The organism is Lacrimispora struthionigena (genome assembly GCF_048627165.1).
In the GTDB taxonomy this organism is placed as follows: Bacteria; Bacillota; Clostridia; order Lachnospirales; family Lachnospiraceae; genus Lacrimispora.
Map to the genome: position 1 here is coordinate 1,843,766 of NZ_JBMBWP010000001.1, position 17,220 is coordinate 1,860,985.

14 protein-coding genes and 1 tRNA gene are annotated in these 17,220 nt (G+C 40.2%); 13 read left to right on the top strand and 2 right to left on the bottom strand.

Annotated features, from left to right (window positions below; all coding sequences use genetic code 11):
* Positions 1 to 17 precede the first annotated feature (17 nt).
* Complete coding sequence (locus ACOAOT_RS08260; RefSeq protein ID WP_420216540.1) at positions 18 to 377, top strand: molecular chaperone Hsp90; 360 nt, start codon at positions 18 to 20, stop codon at positions 375 to 377.
* A 373-nt stretch (positions 378 to 750) separates the two neighbouring features.
* On the opposite strand, the gene ACOAOT_RS08265 is transcribed toward ACOAOT_RS08260, so the two are convergent.
* Positions 751 to 823, bottom strand: a tRNA-Thr gene (locus tag ACOAOT_RS08265).
* Positions 824 to 1,001: 178 nt separating this feature from the next.
* On the opposite strand from ACOAOT_RS08265, the gene ACOAOT_RS08270 reads away from it, so the two are divergent.
* The 12 genes from ACOAOT_RS08270 to ACOAOT_RS08325 all read left to right on the top strand — a co-directional run bounded on the left by ACOAOT_RS08270 (position 1,002) and on the right by ACOAOT_RS08325 (position 16,593).
* Positions 1,002 to 3,167 (top strand): bifunctional diguanylate cyclase/phosphodiesterase, encoded by a 2,166-nt coding sequence (locus ACOAOT_RS08270; protein WP_420216541.1) that lies wholly within the window; start codon positions 1,002 to 1,004, stop codon positions 3,165 to 3,167.
* Positions 3,152 to 3,427, top strand: coding sequence for an acylphosphatase (locus ACOAOT_RS08275; RefSeq protein ID WP_420216542.1), 276 nt, complete (start codon positions 3,152 to 3,154; stop codon positions 3,425 to 3,427). The genes ACOAOT_RS08270 and ACOAOT_RS08275 overlap by 16 nt, the downstream gene beginning before the upstream one ends.
* A gap of 193 nt (positions 3,428 to 3,620) precedes the next feature.
* A complete protein-coding gene (locus tag ACOAOT_RS08280) occupies positions 3,621 to 5,069 on the top strand; it encodes an ABC transporter substrate-binding protein (protein ID WP_420216543.1) in 1,449 nt (482 codons plus the stop codon).
* Positions 5,070 to 5,144: 75 nt separating this feature from the next.
* Positions 5,145 to 6,080: a carbohydrate ABC transporter permease gene (locus ACOAOT_RS08285; RefSeq protein ID WP_420216544.1), complete on the top strand. Its 936-nt coding sequence runs from the start codon at positions 5,145 to 5,147 to the stop codon at positions 6,078 to 6,080.
* An 11-nt stretch (positions 6,081 to 6,091) separates the two neighbouring features.
* The gene (locus ACOAOT_RS08290) at positions 6,092 to 6,976 is read left to right on the top strand and encodes a carbohydrate ABC transporter permease (protein ID WP_420216545.1); all 885 of its coding nucleotides are present in this window, start codon (positions 6,092 to 6,094) and stop codon (positions 6,974 to 6,976) included.
* Positions 6,977 to 7,075: 99 nt separating this feature from the next.
* Positions 7,076 to 8,932 carry a sensor histidine kinase gene (locus ACOAOT_RS08295; RefSeq protein ID WP_420216546.1) on the top strand — a complete coding sequence of 619 codons (1,857 nt, stop codon included), beginning with the start codon at positions 7,076 to 7,078 and terminating at the stop codon, positions 8,930 to 8,932.
* Positions 8,917 to 10,524 (top strand): response regulator, encoded by a 1,608-nt coding sequence (locus ACOAOT_RS08300; RefSeq protein ID WP_420216547.1) that lies wholly within the window; start codon positions 8,917 to 8,919, stop codon positions 10,522 to 10,524. The genes ACOAOT_RS08295 and ACOAOT_RS08300 overlap by 16 nt, the downstream gene beginning before the upstream one ends.
* 12 nt (positions 10,525 to 10,536) lie before the next feature.
* A complete protein-coding gene (locus tag ACOAOT_RS08305; RefSeq protein ID WP_420216548.1) occupies positions 10,537 to 12,516 on the top strand; it encodes a heparinase II/III domain-containing protein in 1,980 nt (659 codons plus the stop codon).
* Entirely contained in the window at positions 12,513 to 13,568 is a 1,056-nt protein-coding gene (locus ACOAOT_RS08310; RefSeq protein ID WP_420216549.1) for an SGNH/GDSL hydrolase family protein, read from the top strand. Before ACOAOT_RS08305 ends, ACOAOT_RS08310 begins: the two co-directional genes overlap by 4 nt.
* On the top strand, positions 13,552 to 14,886 hold the full coding sequence (locus ACOAOT_RS08315; RefSeq protein ID WP_420216550.1) for an FAD-dependent oxidoreductase: 1,335 nt from the start codon (positions 13,552 to 13,554) through the stop codon (positions 14,884 to 14,886). The genes ACOAOT_RS08310 and ACOAOT_RS08315 overlap by 17 nt, the downstream gene beginning before the upstream one ends.
* A 98-nt stretch (positions 14,887 to 14,984) precedes the next feature.
* Entirely contained in the window at positions 14,985 to 15,578 is a 594-nt protein-coding gene (locus tag ACOAOT_RS08320) for a lactate utilization protein (protein WP_277407480.1), read from the top strand.
* 427 nt (positions 15,579 to 16,005) lie between these two features.
* Positions 16,006 to 16,593, top strand: a complete 588-nt coding sequence (locus tag ACOAOT_RS08325) for a hypothetical protein (RefSeq protein ID WP_420216551.1) — start codon at positions 16,006 to 16,008, stop codon at positions 16,591 to 16,593.
* A gap of 307 nt (positions 16,594 to 16,900) precedes the next feature.
* On the opposite strand, the gene ACOAOT_RS08330 is transcribed toward ACOAOT_RS08325, so the two are convergent.
* A complete protein-coding gene (locus tag ACOAOT_RS08330) occupies positions 16,901 to 17,185 on the bottom strand; it encodes a DUF6076 domain-containing protein (protein ID WP_420216669.1) in 285 nt (94 codons plus the stop codon).
* Positions 17,186 to 17,220: the final 35 nt, after the last annotated feature.

Consider the following 17,220-nt stretch of genomic DNA (forward strand, 5'->3'; position numbering starts at 1 on the left):
GAAGGAGGAAGATCGTAGTGAACAAAGAAGTATTAAATTATGTAGTTGAAAAATCACATGAATTAATCAATGCACCATCCTGCAGCAAGGAGGCAAAAGCTGCCGCACAGACATGGCTTAGTGCAATTGGGACGGAAGAGGAAGTGGCTGAAACAAAAAGATACATAAAAGAACTAGAGGCGGATATTATACCGATTGATGCTTTAATTGGTTTTGCGGAATCTGATCATGGAATTCAGATTTTTGGAGAGGATACCGCAAAGAATATTGCAGGACATGCAAAAAAAATTAAATCTGAAGGAGCGATCTATTGTGATTGTCCGGCTTGCTCAGCGGCAACAGCAATAGTTGAGAAGAAAGAGCTTATTATTGAATAAGTAAGATTAGGATTTAAATTTAAATACTTAAAGTGTCAGGAAAAAACCTCGCGGATCGAATGTTACCAGCAAGCTATACTATTTTGTTTTGCTTATTGGAAATCACATTAAATACGGGAGGTTTTTTATTATCCTGGCATCAATCACATTTTACAATTTCTATGAAAGCGGGAGGAATATGTTGTATGTTGTTTTTTAGTATTATTAATTTGATTTTATTATTAATTGGATTATTTGTAATGGGAATGTGCATCTATGCTTTATACCTTGCTATAAAAGCACTAAAGATTTATATTAGTAAAAATTCATGATATTTTAATGCCTATAGAATTAATTGAAATAAAAAAACCCCGTAAACACGAGGTTTTCAAACAGCTTCCGGGGGGACTCGAACCCCCGACCCACGCATTACGAATGCGTTGCGCTACCAACTGCGCTACGGAAGCAATCCGGTTATTCGGCACAGTGCCGAACCTTTGACAGTATAACAAAAACAGGGTGAAAAATCAACCCCTTTATGAAAAAAATCTTAGATTATGTAATCGTTGCCAAACGTTCCATAAAAAGCTATAATTAACATAAAAGAACAAAATGTAAGCTTTCGTTACAAGGAGTAGGACTGTTATGCATATGAGGGAAAATATCAGAATTAGAAAATTTGATATGGCAATTCCTGTACTCCTATGGCTGTTTCTGATTATTTGCTGCATCGGCTTTCTTCTTTATATGGTGCAGAGGAATGATATAGAAAATAATGATTATTATAATAGCGTATCAAAGCAAAACCAGTTAACAGTCAAAGGTCGGATAGAAGGGGATATCTACCTGCTTAAAACCATAGCAGCAGGTTTTGGAGGCATGGATTCTGATCATGCCAGACAGCTGCCGGATATAGTCAGCCGTATGGAGCTTTCCATGGAAGGTATGAGGGTGGAATATTCAAAGCAGCTTGACTGGACAAGATTAGACAGAGAAGATTATTATTTAAACGTTTTAATAATGGGGAATGAAAACCAGCCACTGGGTTATCTTTACGCTGGGAATGTACGCCATGTACTGAATGAGCTGCTGAATACGCAGATTTATGCAAGTTTAGGAATATGCGCAGTTTTTGACAACCGGGGGAATTTAATCGCGGCATCCGGTGATAGAAATGATGAACTTGACCGGAGTGATATAAAACATAAAATTTACGATATGATTTCCAGTGGTCAGCAAACTTCTTCTGAATTAAATATTGGTGTCAGGGGGCAGGAACATGCTGTATTATTACCACTTGAAATCAATGACTGGTATCTTTTAAATACCTTCCCCAGATCCGATTTGGAAATCAGATATATAGAAACGACTGTTGGTATCGGAATTTTGATATTATTATCCTCCGGATTGTTTTTTTTATTTTATTTCAGGCAGTACAGAACAATTGCGGCGAACCAGAAGACTCTGGAGAACATTGCCTATACTGATTCACTTACCCGCTGCCATAATTTTTATGCATTTAAAGAAGAAGCGGAACGTATTCTTAAAAACGCGGACATGAAAAGCTATGCGGTATGGTACTGTGATATTAAAAAATTTAAGTTTATTAATGATGTGCTGGGGTATGAGGAAGGAGACCGGATTCTTATCACCATTGCCAATTTGCTGCAAAAGTGTCCGAACCAGAATTTTCTGTTTTGCAGAGTGTCAGCGGACAATTTTGCAGGACTCTGTCAATATGAATCCAGGGCAGAACTAAAGAACTGGTTCCAGAAACTGGTTCAGGCTTTCCGCCAGCAGGAGTTAACCAATAATAAACGAATTGCAACCGAACTATGTATGGGGGTATATTGCCTGGAAGAGGAAGACCGGAATGTTTCTATTGATAATATTGTGAATCGGGCCAATATTGCGCAAAAATACATAAAAAGCTTACCTGGAAATCAGTTTGGTTTCTATGATAAGGAGATACGGGACAAGGTTGTGGATGAATCTGAACTGGAATCAGAGATGGAAGGAGCCATAGAAAGACAGGAGTTTCGTATTTTTGTCCAGCCTAAGATCTCCATTCAGAATCATAATCGGATTGCAGGAGGAGAAGTACTGGTTCGCTGGGAAAACCCACGTAGAGGAACCATACTGCCTGGACAGTTTATTTCTATTATGGAACGGGAAGGAAAGATTATCCTGTTGGACCGCTATATGTTTGAACTTTCTTGTAAATGGCTTCATGAATATTTACAGTCTGGGAATCCGCCTATAAACCTTGCTGTAAATGTTTCCAAAATGGGCATACTGAGGGATGATTTTGTAGATTACTATAGCAGTATCAAGGAAAAATATGAGATTCCCGACGGTTTACTAGAACTGGAATTTACTGAGACAGTTATGCTCTCAGATGATACCGTATTTAACGGTCTGGTGGCAAATCTTCATGAAAAAGGATTTATCTGTTCCCTTGACGATTTTGGAGCAGGTTACTCGTCTTTGAATCTTTTGAAGAATCTTTCCATAGATATTGTTAAACTGGATATTATGTTTTTTAGAAAAAGTAATGATATCCAGAGAGAGCGTATCGTCATTTCCAACATCATTAATATGGCAAAGGAACTTCATATTAAAACCATTGCAGAAGGTGTGGAGTTTACGGAGACGGTCGACTTTTTAAAATCTGCTGGATGCGATATTATACAGGGATACGTTTTTGCCAGACCGATGCCGTTAGAAGATTTTGAAAAACTACTTGGTGAAACAAAATCACTGTCTCCCACAGATGAAAATAAGGCGGTGAATCTATGCACAGAGATATAATAAGAGAACACATTTATGTTGATGGAAGAGTCCAAGGTGTGGGCTTCCGTTTTCGAACCATGCAATTTGCTATTCAGTTAAAACTGACGGGATGGGTAAGAAATCTTGATGACGGCCGTGTAGAGATGGAAGTACAGGGAGAACGGGAGAAAATTGATCATTTATTTGAGATATTAAAAGGGGAACGTTTTATAGAAATTCATCAGTGCGAGGCGGATTTAATACCTGTAAAGCATGAGTCTGGGTTTCAGGTCAGATGAAATAGATAATTCTTATAATCCCGGTATTTACAAGGAAACTTGTATTTACTGGGATTTTTGTGTTACAAGAATGTGTACAGACTATGAACTGCAACATCGGATTTTGAACATGGGATAGACGGATATTGCATTTACGGTCATTCATTTTTCCCGTATAATGAACCCATAAATAAGAAATGGGAGGAAACATCTTATGAGGTTAAGAAGAATTGGAGCAATTTCACTTGCGGCACTCATGACAGCGGGTACGCTGGCAGGTTGCTCAGGCAAAACAGCAACGACTGAAACAACAAATGCCCAGACGACAGCATCACCGGAGACAACAGCGGTGTCATCTGACACAAAGGCAGCGGGCGGGGAGAAAACCGTGATTAACATCTGGTCCAAGGATCGCCATGACGCATCCTATGTACAGGGAAAGGTTGACGAGTATAACAAAACCAATACAGATAATATTCAGGTAAATTACCAGCTCTATACGGACAACTACGTTCAGGCCATTGATATGGCAGTACAAAGCGGTGAGCTGCCTGATATCATGGTTCAGCAGGATCAGATGTTTGATAAATACGTGAATGAAGGTCAGTGGGCAAACCTCTATGACTTTATGGATGAAAATATGAAGACGTATTTCAAGGATGTCATCTTTCCTGGTTATAACGAACTGGATGAAAAGCTTTACTTTATTCCCACCACTGGAACGACCTGCCGCCTCTTCTATAATAAAGAAATATTCGCACGTGTAGGGATTGCAGAGCCTCCAAAAACGTTAGAGGAAATGGTGGCAGATTCCAAACTTATCACTTCCAAGCTGTCTGGTGAGGGAATTTATGGATTTGCTGAAAATATGAAGAGTGCAAGCTCTGGCTTACAGAGGTCCTTATTGATCGGACTTCAACGTGAAACAGGACTTGTAAATGGATACGATTTTGCAAAGGGAGAATATGATTTTACACCATGGGCAGAATCCCTCAAGTTATGGAAAGAACTGCTTTCTGCAGACAGTGCATTCCCAGGATGTGAGTCCCTTGATATTGACCCGTTAAGAACCCAGTTTGCAGCAGGAAAAATTGGTATGTACATGTCTTACAGCCATGCAGAGCCAGGAGTATACCAGAATCAGTTCCCAATGGATTCTGATAAATGGGATTGTGTTCCCATTCCAACCGTTGGAGGCAAAGCAACTGGAAAACAGTATTTCACCGGAACCGGCGGATATGTTATTAATGCAAAGAGCCCTAATTTAGAGAAGGCATTTAAAGTATACAAAGATATTTTCACCAATGAAGATTATCTGGTTGGATACTATGAAGGCGGTTATGGCGTTAGCATTCTGCCAAGTGTTATTGCAAAAGCAAAACCAAGTATTGATTTCCAGAATAAAAAATGGCTGCTGATATCCGATATAGATTCACTTCTTCCAAAGCCACCTCACTCAGCATTTGCTTCCGGCATGGTCGTGGAAGGCGAGGATATGTTTAAGACCTGTGAATCAATTTACTATGGAGATGCAGATCCAGATACAGCATTAAAGGATTTAACTGATCGCTATAACAAGGCCTACCAGGATGCGATTAAAAATAACACAGGCTACGAAGTAAAGATTCCTGGTTACGATCCGCAGAACCCAAAATTGCAGTAAATAAGTAAGTAATGGAAAAGAGGGGCCACTTCAAAAAAGAGGCAGCCCCTCTTTCGTTAAGAAAGGAGTACACAGATGAAAGAAACGATAAGCAGGAATCTGAGAATAAAGAAGACTTTAAAACACAACCTGCAGACATATTCTTTTTTGCTGCCAAATCTGATTCTTTTTACAGCCTGTTCTCTGTATCCGGTTGTATGGACCTTAAAGTATGTATTCTATCAATATGGCGGCTATGGAACCGGGAAGCCGATATTTGTAGGTATTGCTAATTTAGCAAGAGTATTTCGGGATAAAGTGTACTGGGAAAGTGTACTTCATACGTTTACTTACGGATTTGGAAAAGTTCTTATTATTATCCCCCTGGCCTTTTTCCTTGCATTTCTTTTAAATCAGCAGAAACGGGGAAATGGAGTCACCCAGAGCATTATGTTTCTGCCCACAATCATGAGCTCTGCCGTTATGGGCCTTGTATTTTACTTATTGTTTAATGCTTATAACGGTGAAGTTAATAAATATCTTCTGGAATCGGGAATCATCAGCCGTCCAGTCAACTGGCTTGGTAAAGATCACGCCATGAAGACACTCATTCTGACTGCCGTCTGGGGCGGCGTCGGAAACTATATGGTTTATTTTATAGCAGGGATCCAGCAGGTATCGGAGGATGCCATTGAAAGCGCCAGAATTGATGGAGCGGGCAAACTTCAGACGATCTGGTATATCATTGTTCCAATGCTGGGACCAATTTTAAAGATCATTATGATGCTTGCAATTACATCTGCCTTCAATGATATAACCAATGTTATGGTACTTACCGAGGGCGGTCCCAATAATGCGACCATGGTCATGTCTCTTTACGGATACCGGTATTTCTTTCCAATTTCAGCTGCAGAAGCAACGGTCCCCCAGTATGGATACGGCGCGGCAGTCAGCGTAGTTTCTGCTGCTATTGCAGGTGTGGTTACGGTGATTTACTTAAAAGTTTCTAAGAAACTGGATGATATTTATTAAGGAGGCAGATTATGACAGAAGCATATGAACAGAATACGAAAATGAAAAAAGTACATCTGTCTGACAAAGCCCGGGCTGCGTTGATTTCGAAATGGGTCTTTTTGGGGATTATGATTGTTTTTACCCTGTATCCGGTGATTTATACTGTTCTTGGATCGTTTAAGACCAATGCCGAACTGACCCAGGGAGGCGGTTTCTTCCCCAGTGTCTGGCATTTTGAAAACTATTATAAAGCGTTTATACAGGCTGATTTTACTAAATATACGTTAAACAGCGTTGTGGTCAGCATATCGGTGACGATTCTCGCAGTGACTACCACTTCCCTTGCCGGATTTGCTATGGCAAGAAAAGATTTTGCAGGAAAAAAGATTCTGCTTGCACTTTATATGTCAATGATGTTTGTGTCACTGGGATCCGTTACCCTCTATCCCATTTACGAACTGCTCCGTGCACTGAAAATAAACAAAACCATATTTGCGCTGGTGATTGCCCTGACCGGGGGGCAGGCCACCAATGTATTTCTGGTTATGGGATTTACCAAAGGTATCCCAAAGGAATTAGATGAAGCCGCCATTATTGACGGATGCAGCATTTACGGAGTGTATTCCCGCATTATTCTTCCGCTGAGCAAGCCAATTCTTGCAGTTGTGGCGTTATTCTCCTTCCGGAACGCTTGGAATGATTATATTACCAGTTTAATTATGACAATTTCCATACCAAAGCTTCAGACTTTGACCGTTGCGGTGGTTCAGCTGAAGTATTCCGTTAATTCGGCAGCGGAGTGGCACATTATGCTTGCAGGTGCTTCCATAGCGATTATCCCGATTCTGATTGTATACATGTTTTCCAATAAACAGTTTATTGCAGGGCTGACGGCCGGTGCGGTAAAAGGTTAGTCTTTTTATTTTATAGCCGGAACAGTCTGTGTTCTGGCTATTCAGTCTTTCGGATGGTATGATAAAATAATATTTTATATACATACCAGGAAAGGCGATATGAAAAGGAAAATAATGATGAAAAAAATATATAAAAACCTGCGGTTTCGTAGCAAGATTATTCTGATATTTGGAATTATGTTCTTTTTAACAACAGCAATCAGCGGTTTTTCTTATTATCGTTATACGTCTCATGATATCGAGGAGAATTTCAGGGTCAGTGCGGAAAGTGTACTGACACAGATTGTGGATACCCTTGATATGCGGCTTGGAGTGATCAGGCAGAGAGCTCAGGGTATGCTGACCAATTATACCTTTGTAGTCAGCTTTTCTGATTATTTAAACAATCCCAATGATTTGAATCTGATAAAAACCATGGGGACCGTATCTTCATTTTTAAAGGATTTGGAGACTGGGGAAAATCTCCTGCATTCCTCCTATATTTATACGGACAAGCGGGAATTTGACAATTTTGTCCGGATGAGAAACTGGCAGTTTCAGTTTAAAGAGTCGGAGTATTACAGTTCCTATATAGGTGGACCGGGGAAAGCCATCCAGTGGTTTCCGTCACAAGCAGATCAGATCTTTCAGGATACGGATCAGATCATTCCCTGTGTGAGAAGGTTTAGTGTGGAGGGGTATAAGGGCAGCTTATATTTAATCCTTCAGTTAAAGACAAAGGAACTGGAACATTTATTGGCAGGAAAATATGAGTTTTTTGATAAGATTATTATTCTGGATCAGGCTGGTAATACAATTATCGGCTCAGAAGGCATTGACTCTGCAAAACTGATGAAACTGGTCCCGAAAGAGGGAGAAAAAGGAGCGGTCTTCACCAGTGATTATGAGTATGAAGGAAGTACATATTTAGTGACTTACAATCAACTTTCTGAAAATGGCTGGCAGATCTTTGGACTGAAATCAAGAGAAACTCTGCTTGGCAGCTTACAGAGTTTAAGAGATGTAATTTTAGAGACCCTGGGAGTGATCTTTTTGATTGGTGTGGCTGCCATCCTGTTATTATCCTATCAGTTGACCAATTCTTTGAGAAAACTGGAAAAGCGCATGAGCCTGGTTGAAAAAGGAGATTTTAATACCCGCTTTTTTTATCCGTTTAAAGATGAAGTTGGGAGTCTGGCAAAGAGTTTTAACTATATGATCGGAGAAATCCAAAACCTGGTAAGGAAGCAGGAGGAAACAATCGAAGAGTTAAAGTGGGAGCGGGATCATGCAGCCGAAGTACAAAAGCAGAAGAGAAAGGCAGAACTAAAGGCATTGCAGGCTCAGATTAATCCCCATTTCCTCTATAACACGCTAAATGCCATCACGTGGCAGGCTGCTGACCAGGGTGCGGAGGAAATCAGTATTCTATCTAATTCTCTTGGGAAATTCTTCCGGATTTCACTGAGTAAAGGAGCGGAAATTATTACCTTAAGAGAAGAAATTGAACATGTCACCAGTTATCTTGATATTCAAAGAATCCGCTATCATTCAAAATTAAATTACCAGATTGAAGTAGGGGAGCAATGGCTGGATATAAGGGTAATCAAACTGATTTTACAGCCGCTGGCAGAGAATTCGATTTATCATGGAATCAAAGAGAAGAAGGGGGAAGGACTGATACGGATTTATGAAGAACCACGGGGCGAAGGAACACAGAAAATATTAAAACTGATTGTATGGGATAATGGAGCAGGAATTCCAGAAGAAAAATTAAAGGTTCTGAATGAGACATTAAAAAAAGGGGTAACTGACCGTTTGGAAGGTTATGGAATCTATAACGTAAATGAAAGGCTCCGTTTATTTTACGGAGAAAATTACGGGCTACAATTTGAGAGTGTAGAAGGTCAGTGGACCAAAGCAATGCTTACACTTCCAGTCACAGATGGGGAGGTGGACTCATGTATCGAATCATGATTGTTGATGATGAGGATTATGTAAGGGATTTACTTGTAAAAAACATTCGAAGCTCCTCGTTAGCTGTGGAAGTGGTTGCAGTAGCGGGAGATGGAAAAGAAGCTTTAAAATCAGCTCTTCTTTTAAAACCCGACATTTTAATCACAGATATATCCATGCCTTTCATGAATGGCTTGGAATTAATTAAGGAGATGCAGAAAGCCAGCCTTTTAAGCAAATATGTTGTGATCAGCGGATACGATGAATTTGATTATGCCAGACAGGCTATTTCTCTTGGTGTAAAGGATTATCTGTTAAAACCGTTTCTGCCCCAGGAGCTGGAGGAAGTTTTAGAGAAGATGATAAACGAATTAGACAGTCAGAAAACACTTCAGCAAAATATGAGCCTGCTTCGGGAACAGGCGATTATCAGAGAAGGTCTTTATAGGGAAAAGGTATGTAAGGATCTTCTGGAAGGACGTGAATGCAGAGATACGGACTATGAGCAGCTTGGTATGAACTTAACAGGAGACTATTATCTGGCAGGCATACTCCGTCTTGCAGGCGGAACCTGGGATTTTAAAAGTCAGGAAAGTGTAGAAGACTTTCTGCTGCTGATAAGGGAAGGTTATTTTCCAACAGACATCCGTCTTTATGCAGTTAGCTTTGATGGAGCCCATCTGGTAGTGATCTGGTGCGGGACAGGAGACAGGGAAGCTGTTTTCACCGCCAAGATAAAAGAAGGTATGGAAAAGATACAGTCCAGTCTGAGAAAGTATTATCAGATCCAGCTTACTTCTGCCATAGGCTCTCCTTATAAGAGCAGGGAGGGACTGTGTGCTTCTTATCAGGAAGCGATGGCGGTCTGGCGGGGAATGATTAATACAGAACACCCTATATTATTTTATGGAGAAGAGCATGAAAAACAGGAGGAGGGCAGTAGCTCGTCAATCAGAGACTGGAAAAATCAGATACGCCTTTCCGTACGGCTGGGGCAAAAAGACGAAGCGCTGTTACAACTGAAAGGTCTAATTAAAAGCTATGCATCTCTGTCCAATAAGAAAAATGACTACATCAGTGTGTCGGTAAAGGAACTGATTTACGCAATTCAAAATGATATGGAACATGACGGTTTTGACCGGGAGATTCTGGAACCTGCAGCCTCGATGCAGGACAGGATCCATTATGGCAGCCTTATGGACATGAAGGAAATGCTGGAAAACTATATAGAAACCTGCTGTCTGGTGATCTCTGATTATTCAGAGGAAACAAAATCCAGTGCAGTGGTAAAACAGATGAAACTGTTACTGGAAAATAATATAAAAGACAGCACGGTGGATTTAGAGTGGGTTGCTGACAAGGTACATTTTAGTTCCAGCTACGTCCGCCAGATTTTCAAACAGCATACAGGTGAAGGGGTTGGAGAATATCTGATACGGAAACGAATGGAGCATGCCGGAATGCTTCTTCAGAAGACCAGTTTAAAAATACAGGAAGTGTCAGAAGAGTGCGGTTATGAGAATCAAAGGTATTTTGCTAGCAGTTTTAAGAAATTTTACGGTTGTACGCCAACGGAATTTAAAAAGGCAGTAGAAGAAGAACGGTTATATTAAGGGAGGGATACCATGATACAGTTTACAAAAGCACAAATTACGCAGCTTCAAAAAAAGGGGGAGCTTTGGCCTGAAGCAATCAGTCAGTTAAAAGAGGAAGTAAGAGAGGTAATGGCAGAGCCGGTTCTTGTTCCCAAAACTGGAATAGCAAACTGGTTCCTCTATTATTACTGTCCCAAATGTTCGGTTCAGCTGGAATTTGACAGAATGAATGGGCATTACCATAAATGCCCGGCTTGTGGTCAGGTATTTACAGGGGAGCCTTACGACAGCACCTGGTGGGGAATCATAAACTCCAGAAATTATACTGCTGCATTTAAAATGGGACTCTTATATCTGGTTACCAAAGAAGAGTCTTATGCAAAAAAGGCAATCTCTATCATGGCAGAGTATTCCAAATACTATAAAGATTACGAGGTGCATGGAGACATCCCTTACAATGGTCCTGGAAAATCAGGCGCCCAGACTCTTGATGAGGCCAATTTTCTCAGAAGCTTTGCTATGACCTATGATCTTTTATCCGATATAATGACGAAGGCAGAGCAGACTTTTATCCGGGATGGGATGCTGCTTCCAGGTGCTGAATTTCTCATGGAGCACCGTCATAATCAGCTGCATAATCATGAGGTAATTATTAATTCTGCCATAGCCATTATCGGTCTGATTTTTCATATGGATTCCTATGTTGAATTTGCCGTTTATGAACCGTATGGCCTTCTTTATCAGCTGGAGCATGGAATGCTTCCCAATCATATGTGGTTTGAAGGGGCCTTTGGTTACCATTTTTACGCGTTAACCAGTTTTTTTGCATATGAAAAGTTTGCTTTGCATACTCCCCACAGCCATATCAGCCATCCCAATTATAAGGCCATGATGGAGTTGTTAGTGGATTATTTAGAGCCGGGATTTAGGATTCCAATGTTAAATGATACAAACTACGGACACACATCTTCCAGTCTCTATCTCTATGAGTTTGCTTATCGTGAGATGGGAGGGGAGAAACTTTTATATATTTTAAACCAATTATATAAAAATGAAAAACGGGATAATATGGAAGCCTTTATCTATGGTGTGGATGAGCTGCCCCCATGCAGTTATTTGTCTAAGAATTATCATGTAAATGAAGGACTCAGTGGAAATACCATATTAAGAGGTTCCAATGGGCGGTATCTGCTGTTTAAGCATGACAGCTACGGCGGGGAGCACGACCATTACGACCGTCTGGACATTAGTTATCTGGCTTATGGAAAGCGGATCTCTCCCGATCTTGGTACTACCGGATATGGTGCCTTATTGCATTACGATTATTATAAAAATACAGGGTCTCACAACACCGTGATGATTGGGGAAGAAAATCAGGCTCCGGTAAACGCAGTCTTAAAGCGGTATGAGGAACTGGAAGGGGTTATTTATGCAGAGGCAGAAGCAGACTGGACTGCTCCTTATACCATGCCCGATAGCTTTACCATTGTACAGTGGAAGGAAAAACATTACAGATCTGTTAAAATGACAAGAAAAATTGCCTGGACAGATGATTATTTTGCAGAGGTTTTTCTGATAACAGGAGCAGATCCTGATTTAGCAATTGACTGGGTTATCCATGTTTCGGGAGAGAACCTGTTAACGTTTAACGGCCGGCCAGCAGAAGGTTTTTCTGTAAAGAAGCCATTTAAGCATCTTCATTCCGTTCAAGAGACAATTGCAGACGGTTCCATCGTAACTGCTTATCAGGATGGGGAAGTGACAACTCATATATTTGGCTATGGATTTGGTCAGACTGTATTTAGCGCAAAGGGGCCGGATAATCCTTCGGTATCGGATATTAACTACAGGATAGAGCGCTCTTTTGGAGGAGAGGCAATGTTTGCTCATGTGATTACCAGCAGCGACGGAGCCTGTAAAGTGGACGCAGTATCATTTGAAGCATCAGACGGAATTATGATGATTCATGTAAAGGAGGCAGGCGGAAGAGAAAGGAAGTTAAGAATATGATTGATTATGGCATCGAGTTCCATAATGTGGATCATTTGGAAGACGTGGAAGGAATGGGCGGAAAGAAACTTTGCCGCTTTCCCCGTGATTTAAGCCGAAGCCTGGGAGTGGCGGAAAACAGGAACGCAAGATTTAGGGCTGACAGGGCCCATGGTTGTGAACTTAGGTTTGTAACGGAGTCCAAATACTTTGATGTCGCACTGACAGCGGTGGAGCAGGATATTGATGTGCTCATTTATAAAGGGGACTTACTCCATAAAAAAGAAGTGCTAAAGGCAGGAGTCTGCACCGTACTACATGTGGAAGAATCTCCTGTTTATGAGATTGTAAATAAAAATATGCTGACTGGAAAACAATTTGCCCCATGGATCTGGCGGATTCAGTTTGGAATGAATGGAGCCATCTATTTTCATTATATTGACACTTATGATAACACCCTAAGGCCGCCCAATAAGGAAGAAAAACCGGCTGTTTTATGGGCAGCTTACGGATCATCCATTACATGCGGAAGTGTGACGAACCTTTATTCCAACAGTTACATAAACCAGGCGGCGGTGACAGCGGGCTGGGATGTGATGAACAAAGGCCTTTCTGGCTCCTGTTTATGTGAACGGGAAGTGGCTGACTATCTGGCAGAACTTTCTGTGGATGTTCTTTCTCTGGAAATTGGTGTGAATATGGTACTGTTTTTTGATGAGGAAGAAACCTGCAAGCGTGTGGAATATCTTCTGGAGACATTAAAGAAAAGCCGGGCCAGAGATATTTTTGTGATTGATATGTTTCCCAACAAAGGCCTTATGGCACTGGATCAGGACTCCGCTTATTACCGGCATTACCGCAGCTTTAAGGAAATAGTAAGACAGGCGGCATTAACAGTGGGAGATCACAGATTTCATCTGGTGAAAGGGGAAGAGATATTAAAGGATTTCACATATTTGAGTACGGATCTGCTTCACCCTTCTGACAACGGACATATCCGTATGGGGGCAAATCTGGCAGACCAATTAACTGGAAGAGGAAAAGGAGTTTTGCAGCATGAAAGAGCAATATGATGTAATCGTGGCAGGTGGAGGTCCAGCAGGCGTGGCAGCGGCTGTAGCAGCTTCCAGAAATGGCTGTAATACATTGATAATTGAACAGGAAGCCTATTTCGGAGGTATGGCAACCATAGCCGGTGTACCTGCATTTGGTCCTTTTACAAATGGGGAGCAGGATTTAATTGGAGGAATTGGACGGGAAATTTTAGAGGCGCTAAAAAAAGATGGATATGAAAGTCCCTTTTATGACCGGAAGCCAGACCGCATAGAAGGAATAGACTGGTATCCCATCGATCCGGAGCATTTAAAACGAGTCATGGATAATCTGGTAATGAACAGCGGCTGTGATGTGCTGTTCCACACAACAGTCACAGAAGTCAGATATAAAGATGGTAAAATCGAAGCAGTCAGAGTCTACAACAAAGGGGGATTTAAATGGATTGAGGCTGACTACTTTATCGACTGTACCGGAGATGGGGATTTGGCAGCGATGGCAGGAGCGATGTGGGAATATGGAGATGAGGACGGCAGGGTACAATCAGGGACACTTTGTTTCCGTGTTGCAAACATCGATGTGAATCGGTTTATGGACTACGTGGAAAAAGAAGGGGAAAACGGAAATCTTTCGGTTGCATCGGAAAAAGCAAAAAAAGATGGGCGTTTTCCATTCAATGAGACCAAGGTAGGGGGGATGGCTTTACAGGCAGATGGTATAGCAGGATTAAATTTCGGTCATGTATATGATTTAAAGCCTTTAGATCCATGGAACATAAGCCAGGCTGAAATGGAAGCCAGAAGAAACTTACCAGAGCTCATAACGTTTTTTAGAGAATACGTCCCAGGGATGGAGAAATGTGTGCTGGCTTCCAGTGGCCCCGGCCTTGGGATACGGGAATCAAGAAGAATAAAAGGCGGCTATACATTGACAAAAGAGGATTATTTAAACAGAGCCGATTTTCCGGATGCAATTGCTTATTATTCCTACCCAATTGACATTCATGCAGCACTGCCTGAAAAAAGCGGAAAGAATGAAAAACTATATCAGACTTCCAAGTATAAGAATGGCGAATTCTATGGGATTCCATACCGCTGTTTAATCCCTCAAGGGCTTAAAAATTTAGCTGTTGCAGGACGGATTATCAGTGCGGATCGTATCATGATGTCCTCCATACGTATTATGAGTGCCTGTTTTGCTACCGGGCAGGCAGCAGGTACGGCTGCGGCGCTGGGTATAAAAGCAGGAGGAATTGACCTTGGTGATATTGATAGTGATATACTAAGAAAGTTGTTAAGGGAACAGAAATTTCCCGCAGAAGAAAGATTAACTTATTAGAGTACATAGAATGTTAATGTTGATAGTTTGCAGGTTTGATGGTATCCTGTTTCTATATACAAACAGATAAGAAATGTATTTAAAACGGAGATGTGTCTATGGAATATTCGCAGATAAGAAAGAACTTTGAGCGGCATGGATTTACAACACAGTTTTTTTCTACAAAGGAAGATGCCTGTTGTTACCTTACCGATCTTTTGCAAAATCAAACCATCGGATTTGGTGGAAGTGAAACTTTGAAGGAAATGGGATTGTTTGAGGCCCTGCAACAGAAAAATGCTGTTGTATGGCACAATAAGGTTCCAGGCATGGCAGTGCGAAGACTTGCAAATTGCGCAGATATTTATATATCCAGTGCAAACGCAATAACGGAGACTGGGGAGATTGTAAATATCGACGCTACAGGAAATCGTGTTGCAATGACTGCTTTTGGACCACAATCCTGCTATATCATTATAGGCAGAAATAAAATTACAGCGAATATTGGTGAAGCTTATTCCCGGTGTAAAAATATAGCTGCCCCCTTGAATGCCAAACGATTGGGAGCAAAAACACCATGTGCGGTTAAGGGAGATAAATGTTATGATTGTAACAGTCCTAACCGGATTTGCCGTATTATATCGGTAATCGAACGTGTACCATTGAGTATGAAGTGTGAAATTATCTTTGTGGATGAGGAATTGGGGTATTAATCTAATCAAAATTACGTACCTTTTACATGAATTGTAAGCAGCCTTTTCTAATATTCCAGAAATGGACAATAGAAACAAAAAAGAGGACAATCCAGAATATTAAGGAGGTCCTCTTTACCTTTATTATAATTTATCTTGTTCTATTAATAGGATTTTGGGGATATCTAGTTATCTTTCATTACATATATATTGAGAATAAGTTCATTCTTAAAGGCGGACTTGGAATGAAGTATATCAATTTAAACTGTTACTTCGAGATGTAAGGATATAAAATAGTGATTTATCAGTAAAGATTACAAGAACCAGGAAGGTTAGTTTAAAAAGGCATATATTAAAGTAAAGGAGTGAGAGGGAGCACCTGGGAAACTAGGTGCTTTCCTTTCGGGCAATTATGGTATATGATTGTAGAAAATTGTTGGAGGTTTGAATGAAAAAAGTATTAGATGATATTAAGCAACAGTACAATAAAAGAGTAATAATTTTGACACGATTCTATTTCGTATTATGTAGTATAGCTTTGTGGCTTAGTGGAGAAGGACAAAATATTTTAGGACTTATATTTGCAGGTATATTTCTTTTACTTTTAGTAGGTACTCCAATGTATTGTTGCATAAAAGATTATAGAATTAGTAATTGGAAATTTCTTTATGTTGCTCGTGAAGTGTGTAAAGTATATTGGGACAACGAGCAGGTGAAGTATGATACTCTAAAATTTTTATTTCAAGAGCATAAAAGCGAACTACAGCCTATAAGATTAAAGTTAAAAGTTGAGAAAGAAACTAAAACAAAATTAGGGATAAATACTGTAATGCCAATAATCTTAAGTTGTATAGCTATATATTTAGGGATTATTTCTAACTTTGATTTAAATCAATATAATAGAGCAATTATAGGTTACATATTATTATTTATTTTCTGTGTAGTAGGTTGCTATTTAGCTATACCCAGTGAATACAAGAACATAGATGATTATATTCTTTTCTGTATTGAGGATATTTTAGAAGATAGAAACTAGTGAATAAGCAATGGATTTATCTTAGGCAAGCTATGAGAACAGTTACAATAATAGACTATTAAAATGCTGTTAAACCCCATAAAACAGGGCTTTCCGCTTACATACCCCATCCCCTTCTGGTATAATATCTATAAGTCAACAAAATATGAACGAGCACCCCAGATCGCAGCCTGGAAGCCATATCAAGGCGTAGGAATAGGATATTCAAGTTTTGGATTCTCCTGTTCCTACGCTTTTAATTTATTAAATGCAAAGAAAGGTGGTGTTGTATTGAGCTGAATCGATGTGCGGCGATATTTGAATTAATCTATTTATTACCTAGGAAATTTTTAAATTCCCTAAGTAGGTTTTCTGATGGTTCGGAATTATATTTTGCATAAAAAGAATCACGTTGTGTAGATGCTTCATATGTCCATAAACGAAAATCATTTTTGGACATATTATGATTTAAAACACGGGCATACATTCTTTTGTAAGCCTTTCTATATTCATTCAATATAGGATTGGAAGCTTCTTTTTCATTTCTTAGTCTTTTTGCCCCCACTTCCTTACATGTTTTTGTATCTCCCGGAGCAATTCTTTCACAATAGATGGTTTTGTATTTCCCCTTTGCTTAAAAAAATCGAC

Coding starts and splice junctions, on each gene's coding strand:
- ACOAOT_RS08270 (WP_420216541.1), top strand. CDS start 1,002: ATGCATATGAGGGAAAATATCAGAATTAGAAAATTTGATATGGCAATT.
- ACOAOT_RS08275 (WP_420216542.1), top strand. CDS start 3,152: ATGCACAGAGATATAATAAGAGAACACATTTATGTTGATGGAAGAGTC.
- ACOAOT_RS08280 (WP_420216543.1), top strand. CDS start 3,621: ATGAGGTTAAGAAGAATTGGAGCAATTTCACTTGCGGCACTCATGACA.
- ACOAOT_RS08285 (WP_420216544.1), top strand. CDS start 5,145: ATGAAAGAAACGATAAGCAGGAATCTGAGAATAAAGAAGACTTTAAAA.
- ACOAOT_RS08290 (WP_420216545.1), top strand. CDS start 6,092: ATGACAGAAGCATATGAACAGAATACGAAAATGAAAAAAGTACATCTG.
- ACOAOT_RS08295 (WP_420216546.1), top strand. CDS start 7,076: ATGAAAAGGAAAATAATGATGAAAAAAATATATAAAAACCTGCGGTTT.
- ACOAOT_RS08300 (WP_420216547.1), top strand. CDS start 8,917: ATGTATCGAATCATGATTGTTGATGATGAGGATTATGTAAGGGATTTA.
- ACOAOT_RS08305 (WP_420216548.1), top strand. CDS start 10,537: ATGATACAGTTTACAAAAGCACAAATTACGCAGCTTCAAAAAAAGGGG.
- ACOAOT_RS08310 (WP_420216549.1), top strand. CDS start 12,513: ATGATTGATTATGGCATCGAGTTCCATAATGTGGATCATTTGGAAGAC.
- ACOAOT_RS08315 (WP_420216550.1), top strand. CDS start 13,552: ATGAAAGAGCAATATGATGTAATCGTGGCAGGTGGAGGTCCAGCAGGC.
- ACOAOT_RS08320 (WP_277407480.1), top strand. CDS start 14,985: ATGGAATATTCGCAGATAAGAAAGAACTTTGAGCGGCATGGATTTACA.
- ACOAOT_RS08325 (WP_420216551.1), top strand. CDS start 16,006: ATGAAAAAAGTATTAGATGATATTAAGCAACAGTACAATAAAAGAGTA.